Source organism: Bradyrhizobium sp. HKCCYLRH2060 (assembly GCF_051168135.1).
Classification (GTDB): Bacteria; Pseudomonadota; Alphaproteobacteria; order Rhizobiales; family Xanthobacteraceae; genus Bradyrhizobium.
Map to the genome: position 1 here is coordinate 1 of NZ_JBNPUK010000029.1, position 16,579 is coordinate 16,579.

18 protein-coding genes and 1 pseudogene are annotated in these 16,579 nt (G+C 65.6%); 10 read left to right on the top strand and 9 right to left on the bottom strand.

Annotated elements, in window-relative coordinates; genetic code table 11:
• Positions 1-131: 131 nt before the first annotated feature.
• Complete coding sequence (locus tag ACQR10_RS32250; RefSeq protein ID WP_316216047.1) at positions 132-1,079, bottom strand: alpha/beta hydrolase; 948 nt, start codon at positions 1,077-1,079, stop codon at positions 132-134.
• 106 nt (positions 1,080-1,185) lie between these two features.
• Between ACQR10_RS32250 and ACQR10_RS32255 the strand changes: the two genes are divergently transcribed.
• Positions 1,186-2,568 carry an RluA family pseudouridine synthase gene (locus ACQR10_RS32255; RefSeq protein ID WP_316216048.1) on the top strand — a complete coding sequence of 461 codons (1,383 nt, stop codon included), beginning with the start codon at positions 1,186-1,188 and terminating at the stop codon, positions 2,566-2,568.
• 9 nt (positions 2,569-2,577) lie between these two features.
• On the opposite strand, the gene ACQR10_RS32260 is transcribed toward ACQR10_RS32255, so the two are convergent.
• Together ACQR10_RS32260 and ACQR10_RS32265 are read right to left on the bottom strand one after the other, a co-directional pair.
• Entirely contained in the window at positions 2,578-2,751 is a 174-nt protein-coding gene (locus ACQR10_RS32260; RefSeq protein WP_316177133.1) for an RNA polymerase sigma factor region1.1 domain-containing protein, read from the bottom strand.
• A 58-nt stretch (positions 2,752-2,809) separates the two neighbouring features.
• Positions 2,810-3,250: a hypothetical protein gene (locus tag ACQR10_RS32265; RefSeq protein ID WP_316216049.1), complete on the bottom strand. Its 441-nt coding sequence runs from the start codon at positions 3,248-3,250 to the stop codon at positions 2,810-2,812.
• An 89-nt stretch (positions 3,251-3,339) separates the two neighbouring features.
• On the opposite strand from ACQR10_RS32265, the gene ACQR10_RS32270 reads away from it, so the two are divergent.
• From ACQR10_RS32270 to blaOXA, 4 genes are all read left to right on the top strand, one after another.
• Positions 3,340-4,122 carry an ATP12 family chaperone protein gene (locus tag ACQR10_RS32270; RefSeq protein WP_316216050.1) on the top strand — a complete coding sequence of 261 codons (783 nt, stop codon included), beginning with the start codon at positions 3,340-3,342 and terminating at the stop codon, positions 4,120-4,122.
• A gap of 61 nt (positions 4,123-4,183) precedes the next feature.
• Positions 4,184-5,833, top strand: coding sequence for a flagellar hook-length control protein FliK (locus ACQR10_RS32275; RefSeq protein WP_316216051.1), 1,650 nt, complete (start codon positions 4,184-4,186; stop codon positions 5,831-5,833).
• Positions 5,830-6,111 (top strand): EscU/YscU/HrcU family type III secretion system export apparatus switch protein, encoded by a 282-nt coding sequence (locus ACQR10_RS32280; RefSeq protein ID WP_315714536.1) that lies wholly within the window; start codon positions 5,830-5,832, stop codon positions 6,109-6,111. The genes ACQR10_RS32275 and ACQR10_RS32280 overlap by 4 nt, the downstream gene beginning before the upstream one ends.
• Before the next feature lie 82 nt (positions 6,112-6,193).
• Entirely contained in the window at positions 6,194-7,012 is an 819-nt protein-coding gene (blaOXA, locus tag ACQR10_RS32285; RefSeq protein ID WP_316216052.1) for an OXA-1091 family oxacillin-hydrolyzing class D beta-lactamase, read from the top strand.
• A gap of 164 nt (positions 7,013-7,176) precedes the next feature.
• Here blaOXA and ACQR10_RS32290 read toward each other — a convergent pair whose 3' ends face one another.
• From ACQR10_RS32290 to ACQR10_RS32300, 3 genes are all read right to left on the bottom strand, one after another.
• Positions 7,177-7,662, bottom strand: coding sequence for a hypothetical protein (locus ACQR10_RS32290; protein WP_316216053.1), 486 nt, complete (start codon positions 7,660-7,662; stop codon positions 7,177-7,179).
• A gap of 100 nt (positions 7,663-7,762) precedes the next feature.
• On the bottom strand, positions 7,763-8,731 hold the full coding sequence (locus tag ACQR10_RS32295) for a dienelactone hydrolase family protein (RefSeq protein ID WP_316216054.1): 969 nt from the start codon (positions 8,729-8,731) through the stop codon (positions 7,763-7,765).
• 307 nt (positions 8,732-9,038) lie between these two features.
• A complete protein-coding gene (locus ACQR10_RS32300; RefSeq protein WP_316216055.1) occupies positions 9,039-9,473 on the bottom strand; it encodes a DUF4260 domain-containing protein in 435 nt (144 codons plus the stop codon).
• Between the two features lie 125 nt (positions 9,474-9,598).
• Between ACQR10_RS32300 and ACQR10_RS32305 the strand changes: the two genes are divergently transcribed.
• The 4 genes and pseudogenes from ACQR10_RS32305 to ACQR10_RS32320 all read left to right on the top strand — a co-directional run bounded on the left by ACQR10_RS32305 (position 9,599) and on the right by ACQR10_RS32320 (position 13,231).
• Positions 9,599-11,131 carry an acyl-CoA carboxylase subunit beta gene (locus ACQR10_RS32305; RefSeq protein ID WP_315800948.1) on the top strand — a complete coding sequence of 511 codons (1,533 nt, stop codon included), beginning with the start codon at positions 9,599-9,601 and terminating at the stop codon, positions 11,129-11,131.
• 384 nt (positions 11,132-11,515) lie between these two features.
• Entirely contained in the window at positions 11,516-11,974 is a 459-nt protein-coding gene (locus ACQR10_RS32310) for a hypothetical protein (RefSeq protein WP_316216057.1), read from the top strand.
• Positions 11,975-12,195: 221 nt separating this feature from the next.
• Positions 12,196-12,855, top strand: a complete 660-nt coding sequence (locus tag ACQR10_RS32315) for an alpha/beta hydrolase (protein WP_316216122.1) — start codon at positions 12,196-12,198, stop codon at positions 12,853-12,855.
• A 56-nt stretch (positions 12,856-12,911) separates the two neighbouring features.
• A pseudogene (locus ACQR10_RS32320) lies at positions 12,912-13,231 on the top strand (hypothetical protein).
• Between the two features lie 181 nt (positions 13,232-13,412).
• Here the strand turns inward: ACQR10_RS32320 and ACQR10_RS32325 are convergent.
• Together ACQR10_RS32325 and ACQR10_RS32330 are read right to left on the bottom strand one after the other, a co-directional pair.
• The gene (locus ACQR10_RS32325) at positions 13,413-14,045 is read right to left on the bottom strand and encodes a peptidoglycan recognition protein family protein (protein WP_434864318.1); all 633 of its coding nucleotides are present in this window, start codon (positions 14,043-14,045) and stop codon (positions 13,413-13,415) included.
• An 851-nt stretch (positions 14,046-14,896) separates the two neighbouring features.
• The gene (locus tag ACQR10_RS32330; protein ID WP_315805873.1) at positions 14,897-15,250 is read right to left on the bottom strand and encodes a hypothetical protein; all 354 of its coding nucleotides are present in this window, start codon (positions 15,248-15,250) and stop codon (positions 14,897-14,899) included.
• A gap of 140 nt (positions 15,251-15,390) precedes the next feature.
• Between ACQR10_RS32330 and ACQR10_RS32335 the strand changes: the two genes are divergently transcribed.
• Entirely contained in the window at positions 15,391-15,795 is a 405-nt protein-coding gene (locus tag ACQR10_RS32335; protein ID WP_315805872.1) for a hypothetical protein, read from the top strand.
• A 10-nt stretch (positions 15,796-15,805) separates the two neighbouring features.
• Here ACQR10_RS32335 and ACQR10_RS32340 read toward each other — a convergent pair whose 3' ends face one another.
• Positions 15,806-16,504 (bottom strand): N-acetylmuramoyl-L-alanine amidase, encoded by a 699-nt coding sequence (locus ACQR10_RS32340; protein WP_316218925.1) that lies wholly within the window; start codon positions 16,502-16,504, stop codon positions 15,806-15,808.
• Positions 16,505-16,579: the final 75 nt, after the last annotated feature.

Genomic DNA, 16,579 nt, shown 5'->3' on the forward strand with positions numbered 1-16,579 from the left:
AAAAGTGTCAACCATGTCCCCGAACAGGTGTAAGCTATGTCTCCGGGCTAAACAGCAGCGAAGCAATCCAGAGTCCTCGCGACGCCCTGGATTGTTTCGCTGCGGGTAATGACGGTGGAGGGAGCGCGCTACTACTTCCCCGTCTTGACGAACTCCGCAATCTCCCGCGTCAGCCGGTCGTCCTCGGTGTTGATCGCATACACCTCCGACATGTGGCTGTGCTGTGGCAGCATCACCGCGCGGGCGCAGCCGGACGGTCGCTTGCAGGCGGCCTGCTTGAGCAGATCGAACTGCTCGACGAAGCGCGGCGGGTCGAGCTCGGCGGAGACGATCATCAGCGGCAAGGGCGAGGCTTGCAGCCCCTGCAGCGACGAGCGCTCCTTGAAGCGCGAGGGATCGGTGCCGAAATAGGCCATCTCCTGGTCGCCAAGCGGCGTCGCGGTGAGGTCGTAGACGCCCGAGGCCATGATCGCGCCCGCAAGGCCGCCGCCGGCGACCTTGTGGAATTCGGGATGCGCCACATAGGTCGCGACGTGCACCGCGCCGGCCGAATGGCCCATCAGATAGATGCGCGCGGGATCGCCGCCGTTCTCGGCGGCGTGGGCGGCCACCCATTGCACCGCGCTGGCGACATCCTCGACGCCGGCAGGCCAGGGGAATTTCGGCGCCAGGCGGTAGGTGATGTTGACGCCGATGAAGCCGCTCTTCACCGCCCACAGCATGATGTTGTCGTAGAACGGGCCGTCCGGCGTGGTGCGCTTGTTGCCGCCGATGAAGGCGCCGCCATGCACGAAGATCAGCACCGGCCGGGGCGCGGCCGCGGCATCCGGCGTGAAGACGTCGAGCAGATTGCGTTCGGCCGTGCCGTATCTCACATCGCGCTGCACCTTGACGCCGGTGTAGGGTTCCTTGGCCTGCAGCGGCGCGTAGATCGCGGCGGTCTTCGGCGGGGCGATGACCCGGCCGATCTCGATCAGCTTCCAGGCGATGTCGTCGGGCATGGGGCTCTGCTGCGCCTGCGTGGCGGTCGTCGCCAGCGTGGCTGCCAGGATCGCCAGGCCCAGTCGCGTGAGCGTCATTCGAATTCGCTCCGATCAGTATCGATGGCCCAAGCGGCCGACTCACAAGCGGATTTATCGCGATTTCGCCGTGACTGGCAGGGGCTTTTGCGATACGCAACCTGCCATGAGCCGCCGTATCAAGCGAACCCAGACCCGATCCGATCGCCCGACCGATCGCCGCAGCGAGCGGCCGAAGGCCGAGGCCGCCCGCAGCGCAGGCGCCGCGGCCAAGCGTGAGTCTGCGAAGCGTCCCGATGCCGAGCGGCCGCGGCGCGACCGTTTTGCCGGTGACCGCGAGGCGGCACCGCGCGGCGATTTCGGGCGCGGCAAGGCCGAGCGCAGCCGTGCGCCGCGCGCCGAGGGAGAGGATCGCCGCGACAGCTTCGCCCCGCGCGAGCGGCCGCCGGCCAAGCGCGCCGGTGCCGGCAAGCCCGCGCGGTTCAGCTCGGAGCGTGCCGAGCCCAGGCCTGCGGCGCCGCCGCCGAAGAAGGTCGAGCCGGAGACGCCGCTGCTGCCGACGAAGGTGCAGACCGTGGTGGTCACGGCCGACGAGAACAACATGCGCGTCGACCGCTTCCTCGAGGCGCGCTTTCCCGGCCTGTCATTCTCGCACATCCAGCGCATCGTCCGCAAAGGCGAGCTGCGCGTCGACGGCAAGCGCGCCGACTCCAAGGATCGCCTTGAAGAAGGCCAGAGCGTGCGTATTCCGCCGCTCAAGCTGGACGCGCCGAAGGAGCGCGCCGGCCTCACCGAGGGCGAGCGCAAGACGCTGGAGAGCCTCAAGGCAATGACCTTGTACGAGGACGACGACGTGCTCGTCCTCAACAAGCCGGCCGGGCTCGCGGTGCAGGGCGGCTCCGGCATGACCCGCCACATCGACCAGATGCTGGAGGTGATGCGCGACGCCAAGGGCCAGAAGCCGCGGCTCGTGCACCGCATCGACCGCGAGACGTCCGGCTGCCTGCTGATCGCCAAGACCCGCTTCGCTGCCACGCATCTGACCGGCGCCTTCCGCAGCCGCTCGGCGCGCAAGATCTACTGGGCGCTGGTGGCGGGCGTGCCCAAGCCCAAGCAGGGCCGCATCTCCACCTATCTTGCCAAGGAGGAGAGCGAGGACGACACCATCATGCGCGTCGCCGCCCATGGCGACGAGGGCGCCAGCCACGCCGTGACCTACTACGCGGTGGTCGAGGCCTCGGCCAACAAGCTCGCCTGGGTGTCGCTGAAACCGGTGACCGGCCGCACCCATCAGCTGCGCGCGCACATGGCCCATATCGGCCATCCCATCGTCGGCGATCCCAAATATTTCAACATCGAGAACTGGGCGCTGCCCGGCGGCCTGCAGAACCGGCTGCATCTGCTGGCGCGCCGCATCGTCATCCCGCATCCGCGCGGCGGATTCATCGACGCCACCGCGCCGCTGCCGCCGCACATGCTGCAGTCGTGGAACCTGCTCGGCCTCGAGCACGACCGCTTCGACCCGATCGAGAACGCGCCGGAGGAGTGAGCGGCAGATTCAGCTCCTCTGCTCAACGAGCTGAATGCCCGCGTCATGAAGCGCCAAGAACACGTCTTCGACGTCCTCGGGCGGGCGTTCCGGACCGAAAAGGTCGTTCAGCTCGTCGAACGTGATCTCGCCGTCCGGCTCACTCAGCGCGATCGCGCGACGAATGATCTCGGCCACAGTCATGGTTATCCTCCTGAGGTGGGCCTCTATCTAAGGCGAGGAGAGTCGATCCCGCCGCGGCTCACTTCCGGAACTGCTCCAGGAATAACCGCAGCGAATCGTGCGGGGTCTCAACGTCGAGGATGACCCAGCCGTCCGGTCCCTTCACGACGATGAAGTTCAGCGTGACGCGGTGGCCCTGGTTGTCGAAGCTGGCCGCCACATAGGTCTTGTCGAACTGCTTGCGCAAGATCGAGATCGCGACCGGGCCGAGCTTCCAGCGCGGGCTCTGCACCAGGAAATCGTAGGGCTCACGCCGCGGCGCCGCCCAGGCCCCGGCGAGGCTCGGATCGAAGAACTGCCGCGCGGTCTCGGCCGTCCGCGGCAGCCCGGCGGAGAGCTCCGGCGCGCCCCGGCCGTAATGCGCATAGACGTTGCGCACCAGCGATTCCGGCGAGCGGAAGCCGGCGGCGGCCTCAACGGCGCTGCCGAGCAGGACGAGGGCGGAGAGCAGCGGACGCATCGGCAGCTCGCATTTCGGGCGGACAGGGCTTATCTACCGCGAAAACAACGGATCCCGTGTGATCATCCCGCGAGAGGGCTGGAATTCTGATGCGTGAACTGTTTGACGAGGTCGTCGGTCGGTCGCCGCTCGATCCGCAGGAATCGGCGCGCCAGGCGATGCGGACGCCGCTGCGCAAGCGCTTCTACAAGGAGGCCGGGACCGCCGCGGCCGAGGGCGGCTTCAACGTCACCCTCGATGGCCGGCCGATCCGCACGCCGTCGGGGCGCGTCGTCATCGTTCCCGCCGGGGAGCTGGCGGAGGCCGTCGCCGCCGAGTGGCAGGCCCAGGGTGAGAACATCGATCCCGCCACGATGCCGCTGACGCGGTTCGCCAACAGCGTCGTGCAGTCGGTGGTCGACCGCACCGACGCGGTGCGCGAGGACATTGCCAAATATCTCCAGTCCGACCTGCTGTTCTACCGGGCCGGTCATCCCGAGGGGCTGGTCGTGCGCGAGGCCGAGCATTGGGACCCGGTGCTGGACTGGGCGCGCGACGGCCTGGGCGCGCATTTCATCCTGTCCGAAGGCATCATGCATGTGGCCCAGCCGGAGGCTGCGGTGCAGGCCGCGCGCGCTGCGCTGCCGACCGGCCCGTGGACGGTGGCGGCCGCGCATGTCGTCACCACACTGACCGGCTCGGCGCTGCTGGCGCTGGCGCTGGTGCATGGGGTGCGCGACGCCGATCAGGTCTGGGCGGCAGCCCATGTCGACGAGGACTGGAACGTCGCGCAATGGGGCGCCGACGAGGAGGCGATGAGCCGTCGCGCCGCCAAGCAGATCGACTACCAGGCCGCCGTCCGCATCCTCCGGGCAGTCGACGCCGCGCTCTGAGGCCGGTTAACGCCGGGTTTAGGGGCACCCGCTAGGCTGTGCGCGTAACCCGAGTACGCGCATGGTCCAGAGTGTCACCCCGTCGCCTTCCGTGAGCGCCGTCCGCGGCGTCGGCAGCTCGCCGGCCGGAACCACGGTGGCGGCGGCGACCACGCTGCAGGCCGGCGCACTGGTCAGCGCCAGGGTGCAGCAGGTGCTCGCCGAGAACCTGGTCCAGGTCGCGATCGGAAACCTGTCGATGGAGCTCGCGAGCGAGCTGCCGCTGCAGGCCGGCCAGACCGTGCAGGTCGCCGTGTCGCAGACCGCGCAAGGGCTGCAGCTCGCCATCGTCGGGCAGGGCGGCAGTGCTGCCACTGGCACCACCGGCACCCCGACCCCGGCCGCCACCGTCGTCGACGTCACCGGCCGGCTGGCACCGGCGCTGCCGCCACCGCCGGATCCACTGACCGGGCTGGAGCGGCTCGCATTGTCGATCGCCAGCGAGGAGGCGGCGACCCGTCAGGGCAGCCAGGGCCAATTGTTCGCCGATCTCCAGGCCGTCGCCGACTCGCCGAACCTTCCACCGGCCTTGCGGGCCGCCGTGGCGCAGGTGCTGGCGCAGCAGACGCCGCTCTCGCCGGCGCTGACCGCGGAGGATGTGCAGACCGCCGTGCAGCAATCCGGCCTGTTCCTGGAATCCTCGCTCGCCAATGGCACTACCGGCACCGGCACGCCCGACCTGAAGGCGGCGCTGATCGTGCTGCGCCAGACGCTGGCGACGGTGCTGCAGACCGCCGAGCCCGGCATGGCGGCATCGGCGCAGCCGTCGCCCGGTGGCTCCTATGCCTCGGTGCTGTCGGAGGCCGGCCGCGCCGCCGCCGCGCAGCAACAGAGCGGCGCTCCCTCGCTGGTGCCCGACATCGAGATCGAGCTGCCGCCCCAGCCCTGGGCCACGGGAATGGGGCGGCCCGACGCCGCGTCTGCCGGCTTCACCGGCTCGGCGCTGATCGAGGCCCTGACGGGCGCCAAGGCGCAGTCGCTCACGCCCGGCACGGTGCTGGCCGTGCTGCAGGAAGCGCAGCAGCAGATTCCGCGCGCCGCGGGCCTCGTTCCCGGACGCAACGCCAACGGCCGCGCCGATATGGTCGTGCGCACCAACACCCCGCCGCCGCCGTTCCGCGGGGCTGCACCGATGCCGCAGGCCGTGGCGATGCCGACGCTCGGTCCCGACACGCCGCTGTCGGCGATCGCGCACCGGCTGCTCGACGAGACCGACCAGGCGCTGTCGCGCCAGACCCTGCTGCAGGTCGCCTCGCTGCCGGATCGCCCGGACGCCTCGACCGCGCGCACCGACCCGGCGCCGCCGCGCTGGAACTTCGAGATTCCCTTCGCCACCCCGCAGGGCACGGCCATGGCGCAGTTCGAGATCGCGCGCGACGGCGGCACGCAATCGCCGGACGCGGCCAAGCGCGTCTGGCGGGCGCGCTTCTCGCTCGACGTCGAGCCGGCCGGCCCGGTGCATGCGATGATCTCATTCAGCGCCGAGCGCACCTCCGTGCGGATGTGGGCCGAGCGTCCGGTCACCGCCGCGCGGCTGCGCGCCGGCCTTGCCGACCTCAGCCAGGCCCTCAGCCGTGCCGAGCTCTCGCCGGGCGATCTCGTGGTGCAGGACGGCGCGCCGCCGGCCGTGATGCCGCCCAGGGCCGGCCATTTCCTGGATCGCGCGCTATGAGCATCGAGGTGAAGGCCGCCAACAAGACCCAGCTCGCCGTCGCCTTGCACTACGACAAGGGCCAGGGCGCGCCGCGCGTCGTCGCCAAGGGCAAGGGCACGATCGGCGCCAAGATCATCGAGGTCGCGAAGGCGCACGACATCCCGATCGAGGAGAACGAGGTGCTGGCCGGCGCGCTCTCCAATGTCGAGCTCGGCGACGAGATCCCGGAGGAGCTCTACAAGGCCGTCGCCGAGGTGCTGGTGTTCGTGCTCAACCTGTCGCGGCCGATGCGCTGAGCGCGCCGCATTTGTGATCTCCGTCATGCGTCGGTCGTCACCGCCCTGTGGTAGGGAGGGCGAACGACGACGGAGATTTGCGATGCCCATGATGAGCCGCCGCCACGCGCTCGCCCTGATGACCGGCGCCAGCCTGTTGCCCGCGCGCGCATTTGCGCATGTCGCACCGCCACGCAACGAGATCCGCGGCGAGCTCGCCAAGCGCTTCACCGACGAGGGCACCAAGGGCACGTTCCTGGCCTACAAGGTCGAGGAATATCTCATCATCGCCAGCGATGCAGATCGCTCCGGCGAGGCGAAGCTGCCGGCCTCGACCTTCAAGATCGCGAACTCGCTGATCGCGCTGGAGACGGGCGTCGTCGAGGATCCCGACAAGGACGTGTTCAAATGGGATGGCGTCACGAGATCGATCGAGGCCTGGAACAAGGATCATACCTTGCGCAGCGCGATCGCGGTCTCCGCCGTGCCGGTCTATCAGGAGATCGCGCGCCGCATCGGTCCCGAGCGGATGCAAAAATATCTCGAGGAGCTCGACTACGGCAATCACGACATCGGCGGCGGCATCGACCAGTTCTGGCTCACCGGCGCGCTTCGCATCGATCCGGTGGAGCAGGTCGATTTCATCGATCGCCTGCGCCGTGGCGCGCTGACGGTGTCGAAGCGCAGCCAGGATCTGACGCGCGACATCATTCCGACGACCAAGGTCGGCGACGCCGTCATTCACTTCAAGTCGGGATTGCTCGGCAAGGAGCAGGGCTCACTCGGCTGGATGGTCGGCTGGGTCGACAAGGGGGATCAGCCGACCGTGTTCGCGCTCAACATGGACTGCCCGGAGCCGCGCCACGTCGAAGCCCGCATGACGTTGACCCAAGCGTGCCTGAAGGAGATCGGCGCGTTGTGAGCGTATCGTGAGGCGCGCATGCTCTCACCACCGTCATTGCGAGCGTAGCGAAGCAATCCAGTGTGGTGTGTGGGACTCTGGATTGCTTCGCTGCGCTCGCAACGACGTGGATAGAGCGGCGCGTTGCTACGCGAAGCAACGATATCGTGGCGACCTAGCGTACGTCACCGCCGCGCCAGCTCCAGGTCGACGCCCCTGATGTCCGTGCCCGCCGGGCGGATCGACACGGTCTGCCGGCGTCCCTGCGTCGTCAGCGACAGCCCGGCGGAAAACGTCTGCCCGCGCGCCTGGGCCTCGATGCGGTTGCCGACGGCGCGGCCCTCGATCGTGCCGGATGCGTTGTGGCTCGACTCGCTCCATTGTCCCGAGATCTCGCCGCCGCGATAGGCGACGTCGCTGGAGAGGTCGATGTTGTAGCTGTCGCTGGCGCAGCGGATGTTGAGCCGGAGCTGCTCGCCGGCGCCGCCGACGTCATAGGCGGCGCGGCAGCGCAGTCGCTCCTGGTTGCCGTCGGACAGGCTGATCACGCCGCCGCCGGTCCAGGAGCCCTGCAGCCCCCGGAACGGCGCGGCCGGGGCCGCATGGGCCGCGCCGCCCAGGGCGAGGGCGGTCAGCAAAGTGGGGATCGCAAGGCGAGAGGCGCGCATCATCGGGCTCCGTTTCATCGTCGAAAAGCGAGCGACAACGCAGCAAGACCCGATACGTTCGATCTGTCACCTCAAAAATTGATCCAAATCGTTCTATTTTTGCTCACGACAGCTTGAACAGTGCGCGCAGGAAATCCGTCACCGCCTGGCGCGCCGCCTCGGCCGTGGCCGGATTGCCGCCGACATGCGGATCGAACTCGACGCAGGCGTCCTGATAGGTGAAGGGCTGCTGCGTGTCGGCATTGATCAGCATCCCGCCGTCGCTCTCCTTGATGCGGCAGTTGCGCACGGTCTGCGCCTTCGGCGCGACGGCGAGCATGTTGGCGCCGAGCAGGCCGAGATCGAAGCCGTGCGGCGAGTCGGCGTATTCCGTCAGCGCGACGTCGCGGCCCGCTGCCTTCAGCCGCTCGACATAGGCCTTGCAGGTCCGCACCGGATTGTAGTCGTCCGGCCCGCCGTGAAAGATCCGGATCGGCCGCGCCACGACGTCGGTGTCGCCGAGATAGGTCGTCGAGCAGTCGGGATAGAACGGGATATAGGCGGCGAACTGCAGCCCGGAATTGTTCCAGCGCCTGTGGAAGCGCTCGAGGCTCGCATACAGCGCCGCCTGACCGCCGCGTGAAAAGCCCATCAGCACGATGCGCTCGGGATCGACGCGCGGATGCTTCGCCAGCACGTCTAGCGCACGGTAGATGTCCATGATCAGGTTCAGCCGGCCGAGCTGGGCCTGGTTGGTGCTGGTCGCGGTGATGCCGCGCCCGGTGAAGCCGTCGATCGCGAAGGTCGAGATCCCCATCGCATTGAAGGTGCGGCTCCACGCCGCGATGTTGGCGCCGACGCCGCCGGAGCCGTGCATCAGCACCACCACCGGCAGCCTGCCGCTGGCCTGCGCGACGCGCATTTCGCCGACGACGGTCACCGGCTTGCCGCCGTCGTCGCCGGAGAGGAACTGCCGATCGGATAAGGTCAGCGACGGGATCGGATACATCTCGACCCGGGCGGGCATATCCTTGGTGAAGCCCTGGGCGCTGGCGCTGCTGCCGAAGTCACCGGCCAAGGCTGTCAGCAGCATCGTCACGGCCACCGCCGCCTGTCGGCAACGGGACCCTCCAACGGCGCGGCGCGGTCGATGCGAGACGGCAACACGAGCGTCCATGGCAAGCGTCGATGAGGCAGCAACAATGTGTCGCTCCATGACCGTCCTCCTGGCTCGCCGCTTGTGGCGCGGCTTTGCAACCAAGTAGAACGAGCGATCGCGGAGCTGTCAAACAGCCGTGCGCGGCGCGCTGGCTGACAGCGGTGGACAACACCGAGCCTGGTGCGCCGCGAAACAAGGGGCGGCGGGCCTCTTTGAGACTCCGGCATCTCGGACCGCGGTGTCAGGGTCGACGAACTCCGCCGATCCGGCCGAGATGGGTGAAGCCGAAGCCGTCGGCATATTTCAGGCCGTAGCCGGCGAGCCGGTCGACGCCGACATGGGCCAGCCAGATCGTGGCGATCTCGACCACCAGTGGCTGTCCGGCCGCCAGCCCGATCGCGAGCAGGGCGGCGGGTGCCAGCGTGCTGTGGACGGCATTGTAGGCCACGGCGCCGATCCGCGGGCCGCCGAGATAGGCGGCGAAGCTGACGTCGGGCGCCAGGAACAGGGCCGCGAACAGCCACCACGAGCCGCTTTGGTGAGCGTAGAAGGCGATCGCGGCGGCCGCCAGCACCAGCCCTTCGAGCCGCAGCAGCAGGCGCAGGCCGCCCTGGACGGCGCCACGCGATGGGCCGGCAGGCTCAGTGACCAGGTCCGGTCGAGCGGCCATATCCATGATTCTGCTTCCAATTCCGAACTGTGGGAGGAGGGGCGGCATCGCCGAAAGCGGCTTTCCGGCTCCGAAATAGCCGTGATAGAAGGCCGCCAACAGTCACGACATCGGGAACGGGCGGGAAGCGCATGAAGGACATTCTGGACACCCTCGAGGAACGGCGCAAAGGCGCCAAGCTCGGTGGCGGCGAGAAGCGCATCGAGGCGCAGCATGCGCGCGGCAAGCTGACGGCGCGGGAGCGCATCGAGCTGCTGCTCGACAAGGGCTCGTTCGAGGAGTTCGACATGTTCGTCGAGCACCGCTCCACCGAGTTCGGCATGGAGAAGACCAAGGTCCCCGGCGACGGCGTCGTCACCGGCTGGGGCACCGTCAACGGCCGCAAGACCTTCGTCTTCGCCAAGGATTTCACCGTGTTCGGCGGCTCGCTGTCCGAGACCCACGCGCTGAAGATCACCAAGCTGCAGGACATGGCGATGAAGGCGCGTAGCCCCATCATCGGCCTCTATGATGCCGGCGGCGCCCGCATCCAGGAGGGCGTCGCGGCGCTCGCGGGCTATTCCTACGTGTTCCGCCGCAATGTGCTGGCCTCGGGCGTGATCCCGCAGATCTCCGTCATCATGGGCCCGTGCGCCGGCGGCGACGTCTATTCGCCGGCCATGACCGACTTCATCTTCATGGTGAAGAACACCAGCTACATGTTCGTCACCGGCCCCGACGTCGTGAAGACCGTCACCAACGAGGTCGTTACCGCCGAGGAGCTCGGCGGCGCCTCGGTGCACGCGACGCGCTCCTCGATTGCCGACGGCGCCTTCGACAACGACGTCGAGACGCTGCTGCAGATGCGCCGGCTGATCGACTTCCTGCCGAGCAACAACAGCGACGGCGTGCCGGAATGGCCGAGCTTCGACGACATCGAGCGCGTCGACATGTCGCTCGATACCCTGATCCCGGACAATCCGAACAAGCCCTATGACATGAAGGAGCTGATCCTGAAGGTCGTCGACGAGGGCGACTTCTTCGAGATCGCGGACGCCTTCGCCAAGAACATCGTCACCGGCTTCGGCCGCATCGCGGGCCGCACGGTCGGCTTCGTCGCCAACCAGCCGATGGTGCTGGCCGGCGTGCTCGACTCGGATGCCTCGCGCAAGGCGGCGCGCTTCGTCCGCTTCTGCGACGCCTTCAACATCCCGATCGTCACCTTCGTCGACGTTCCGGGCTTCCTGCCGGGCACCGCGCAGGAATATGGCGGCCTGATCAAGCACGGCGCCAAGCTTCTGTTCGCGTACTCGCAATGCACGGTGCCGCTGGTGACGGTGATCACTCGCAAGGCCTATGGCGGCGCCTTCGACGTCATGGCCTCGAAGGAGATCGGCGCGGACATGAACTACGCTTGGCCGACGGCGCAGATCGCGGTCATGGGCGCCAAGGGCGCCGTCGAGATCATCTTCCGCGCCGACATGGCGGACCCGGACAAGATCGCCGCGCGCACCAAGGAATATGAGGACCGCTTCCTGTCGCCGTTCATCGCCGCCGAGCGCGGCTACATCGACGACGTCATCATGCCGCACTCCACCCGCCGCCGCATTGCCCGTGCGCTTGCCATGCTCAGGGACAAGAAGATGGAGATGCCGGCGAAGAAGCACGACAATCTGCCGCTGTAGGCATCGGCTCGAGCCGTCGTCCTCGCGGGCGGCGGCGACAAAATCATTGCGAGCTGCCGCGTGGCCCTGGATTGCTTCGCTTCGCTCGCAATGACGGAGAACGCGGCGCGGGCGCCGGGCGCCGTCGCCGTCCTGCTGCGTCGGCCGGGGGATGAGAGCCCGCCGCACCCATCGTCATTGCGAGGAGCGCAGCGACGAAGCAATCCGGGGGCCTCGTGCCCGGCTCTGGGTTGCTGGTCGCATTGCGGGAATTGCGGCAATCCGGAGCCGGGTCGGGCCCTGGCGTTAAGCCTGTCGCTTAACTAACCTTTAACGATGGGTTTGCGGGAACTGGGCCGCTGGCCTAGCCTTGTCGGGTGGGTCGGAAGAGTAGGGTCGCGTATCATGGCTGACAGAACATCGGCATTTCGGAATTCAGGCGTTTTCGTCGTCTGCGCGGCGGCCGCTGCGCTGATCTTCTCGACCGAGGCCGCATCGGCCCGGTCTGGCGCCGCGGTGGCTGCCGGTCCCGTTGGACCGAGCCAGGTCGTCCGGCCGGCGCCTGGGATCAGGCCCGGCCTGCGTCATCACCATTATCGCGGCGCTCGCGCCTATCTGCCGGCCGCCGGCGCCTTCGCCTATGGCGGTTATGACGAGCCCGTGCCGCAGCAGGTCCCCGAGCACACATCGGCCGACGTGCGCTACACCTATACCTACGACGTCCCGTGGGACTGGGCCCACCGCTTTCCACCGAACGTCGTGCCGTCCGATCGCCCCTACGTATCGAGCTGCCCGATGCAGACCGTGACGGTGCCGGGACGCCGCGGCGGCGATCACACCGTCACGATCACGCGCTGCTACTGACGTCTTGAGCCAGCTCAATGCGATCGGCGTGATCGGACGCTAGACATTGTCAAATACCGACCGGCTTCGCTCGCGCGAGGTCGCGAGGTGACGAGGCCCGGACTCCTAGGCACTCCGGGCCTCGTTGATTTCTGATAGCCTCCCGCGGCAGCGCGAGTCCGCGCGGGGAGGCTCCGATGATCAGACCGGCGAATTGGATACGTATCTGGCTGGCAGTTGCGATGTCGGCTGTCGCAGCCGGAGCAGCCTTCGCCGATGAGACCGTGACGATCGGCGGCTCCCGCGTCGCGCTGATCAGGCCGGCCTCGGTGCGCGCCAGCGTGATCCTGCTGCCCGGCGGTGACGGCGCCATCCATGTCGGCGAGCGCGGCGACATTCACGGCCTGCTCGGCAACCAGCTGGTGCGCACGCGCAACGCCTATGCCGCGCGCGGGCTCGCCGTGATGGTCGCGGACACCAGCACCGATCTGAAGGCCGCGGTGGACTACATGGCCGCGATCAAGCGGCCGGTGACGGTGATCGGCACCAGCCGCGGCACGTTGCGCGCCGCGGAAGGCATCGCGCGCGGTGCCCGGCCGGATGCGTTGGTGCTGACCTCGGGCTTCCTCAGTCCGGAGTCGGGGAGCTCCTCGAACGTGATGTCGATCCTCGGCTCGCCCTCGGCCTTGCCGCGGACGCTGGTCATCCATCATACCAGCGACGCCTGCAAGTTCACGCTGCCGGCAGGCGTCGACCCGTTCATCAGATGGTCCGGCGGCCGGGCGCGCGCGAAGTGGCTGTCGGGCGGCGCGGAAGAGGGGGATCCCTGTCAGGCGCGCGGCCATCACGGCTTCAACGGGCTCGACGGGCAGGTGGTCGGCCTGGCCGCGGGGTTTCGCTGAGCTGCGGATTGCGGGTCGACTCCGGAACAACACCAACGTGGTCCGGAGGAAACTCGATGCCGTCAGCCATCTTCGTCGTGCGCGCGACCGTGCCTGATCCCGCCCGGCGCGATGCGTTCGATCGCTGGTATCGCGACGTTCATCTGCCCGACGCGATCAGGAGCTTCGGCGTGCGCAAGGCGTGGCGGGTGTGGAGTCTCGCTGATCCCAGGGTGCATCAGGCGATGTATCAGTTCGATGCCATCGCCGCGGTGGAGCGTGCGATCGGCGGCGCGAGATGAAACGCCTGACCGCCGATTTCAATCGCGACTGGCCCGACGTGACCCGGACGCGCGAGAGCTTCGTGCTGGCGGAAAGATTTCCAATTGGTTCTTGACTTGGGTGCTTGCTCATCGAGCTGCGGCAGCCATCAATTAGCGAGTGGTCGCCAAAGGCTCGCAATTGTAAGTAATCGACAATGCGCACTCAGACAATAGCCCAGCCTTGTGAGGCCGGTGCTGGATACGGAAATGATGGTCTCACGTGGTCGAGTCCAGCCAGCGAAATATTAAACCCATCTATATCTCCCTCAGGATAGCTTCAATTTCGGGTATCAAGTTTCGCCCGGGGCAGTCGGTAGGGGCATGAAGTTTGTGGATAGTGACGCTGGACGTTGGAAGATTCCAACGAACTAAGAGCCACTTCAAAAGGCCCCGCAATGCCTCTCTTTGCTCTGGGCGTACCGCTTCATGTTCGAAGTCACCCTCGACAGCAATCTGAATGTACCCTCTAGGATCGTAGCCCGTATTAGTGTCACCGGCGAACCTTACATCCCGTCCCTCAGCGATTGAGCCCCTTGCGTCGATATAGAAATGATAAGGTACATCGGGCCAGGATGGTTTTGACTTTGATGGTGAGACTCGACCCGGCGACTGCGAGAATGCCTGCAAGCCGCGCATCTTCGCTTCGATGCTCGTCGAGATGTTGCTGCGAACGCCCGTGTGATGTATAATAATACCAATGACAGTCTGGGCTGTCATTCCACCATTTGCCGATTTCGCTCGCCATTGTTCGCGCGAGATGATCTCCGGCTGCGCGCCCTGAGCTTCTGGGGTTCGGTCAGCAGAGGACCGCTCGGTACTGGTCGCGCTGCAATTCGAAAGGGTTGCAGCGAGCGCGAGTAACAAAACAAGCTGCTTCCCCATAGCCATTCCTTCGGGTCTGAAGTTCGAATGGAGCGTATTCGGGTGTTATTAGGAATACCTAGACGATGGTCAGGGCGGCCCAAGCCGACCGATCGGCACCCAAGTTAGGCGCGATTCAGCAGCTATTTTTAAAGTACGCTGTTGGATATCCGCGTTGCTTGTATCCTTGTGCGGTGCTCTGGGCTGTGTCCCTATTCAGCGGGCCGACTCCAACACAGTACCAGCCGGCGCGGAAGTTGGGATAGTAATTACGAGCATTTGTGTCGATGAGTTGTGCTTGAAGCGCACCGCTGACTCCACGGGCGACACTTAGATCTTCGGAGCAATATGCTATCGCGTAGTAACCGCACCTGCGGCCTCCTTCCGAGGGCGGGCTCGGCTGCGCAGGGCTGGGTGCTAAAGCGGCGTTGGGCGCCTGAAGCGCAGCGGGTGCTATAGCCGTTGCAGGTCGAGCACTCGAGTTGGCCCTCTCATTTTCAGAGTCGGCCCTTTCCAAGACGGCATTTGCGAAGCAAGGGCTTGAGCCACTCTTCAACTCCCATACCATCTTGGCTTGAGCATTCGTAGTAAGAATGAGGTAGTAACAGGTAAACCCAGCGCCAGAGATCTGATAGTTTGATCCGCTTTCGCCCCTTGAACTCGTGATGGAGGCCTGACCGAGATTGGGTAAGCTAGCTTCGCGTGTCTGCCCGATCTTGTTGAAGACGATGTGCGGTCCAGGCGGACTGATCGAAACCCACACGCCGTCGAACATTTGCAAGGCATCGTCGGCGAGCGCACTTGCCGAGAAAGCCAATGATACGCTGGTCACTCCGGCAACGAGAAAGACGCGAACGCGCATCGCTCACTGCTCCGCGCTAGGGAGGATCTTTCTTGAAATGCGCAGACGGGAAACACACCGATGAGCCACCTTTAAGCTCCCAGGTCATCTCGCTATTGTTGATCTTGCCGACGAAGTATTGACACGAAAAACCCTCGCCGGAGACCAGGAAGTTCGACCCGTTCTCGCCGTTTGATACCCGGATGGCCGCCTGTCCTAAGACAGGGAGGCTGGCTTCACGAGAGTTGAGGCCCACCTTGTTGAAGATGAAGTGCGGACCGGGCGGATTGACCGAAACCCAAACGCCGTTGAAAATGTCCAGCGCGTCCGCCCGAGCGTTAGCGGTTGCAAAAACAAGAAAGCACCCGAGAGCGACCAAAAAACAGCGCATTGCGCTTCCCCTTCAGGTTAATATACTAAGCTCAAAAAGCCGTATGCGCGGCATTGCCAAGGCTACAACCACTGCATTAGGATTTCCAGTGTTTTGACGAGGCCCAGACTGAGCATGGAATAAGGGCAGAGGGGGATAGTATGTTGATAGTTAGGGTATGGAAGATTGATTTCTTTTCGAAGCTTCTGGTGGCCGGCCTCTGGGCAGCCTTTTTCCTGCCTCAAGCCCAAGCGCAAACCCAAGGGCTTCTCGATGGTCGGTTGCTCGGCAACTGGCTCAAGAGTGGATCCGGAGACAATATTCGCTTTCTGTCAAATGGTGATTTGAACATTTCGTTTTCGGGGGCGGCAACCGTTTTCAACGGAGTCGGATCGGTCGAGAGGTGTGCCGATGGCGGTGCGAATATTTGCCTGGTCGGGCCGCGTTTTAGGTGCGCCTACCGGTATGCTTTTGCCGGTGAAGGACTAAATCTCTCATTCCGTACGGGTGGGCCGGACGTGGCCTGTAGAGCCGCGGCAGGCGATTACCGGCGGGTGGAGCCCTGAGCGACTGGGGCTACTTCCGATCTGAATTGTGCTCATCGAGCAGATCCGATGGGGCTTTTGATCCATTGGTCCCGCAAAACCGTCCGCTGACGGTTTGAGTGATGGCTTGAGCTATTTGCGCCTGAATTGTCTCCGTTTGAAGATTGATTTCGTCCGCTCGGTTGACGATCACGCCCGCCTCAAGGAGCAGAGCCGGATAGGGAGCGTCCTTCAGCACGGCTAACCGATCATTCAGATAGATCCCGCGCTGCCGATCAATGAGTTTTCGCCCTTCACCGGGAATCTTCATCGCATGGTGCAGCGAAGGCCGCAGTCCTTGCCTGATCAGTTCATCTGCCAAAAGCTGGGCAGCCGCTAAGCTCTCGGCAAACTTAGGAGTGAGCTCAGACAGGAAGATCGAAAAGCCGGAAAATTCGTCGCTGTAGTGGTTTGCTCGTCCGGCGAAGCTCCATTGATGGATAAACAACGGCTGAACTGAATCGTGATGAAGGGAGATAAATAGAGTTGGAGAATAGCGTTTAGCCTGGACGACTCGGTTGAGGAGCTGTTCTTGGCCTATGCCATGTACGACCAGCACGCTCACAAGGTACCCCGACCTTGCAAGTTCTAATGAAACCCTGCGAGCGAGGCTGAGGTTGAACTCAAACTCCGGCACGCCGCGCGCGCTAGTCGCTCCGGGTTGCTCAGGCGTGTGGCCGACGTCCAGCATCACCTTCACGATCGATGTGCAGTGCGGCACGGACACCGACTGTGCTGCTGCGGTGGGTATCAGGGCGATACTGCT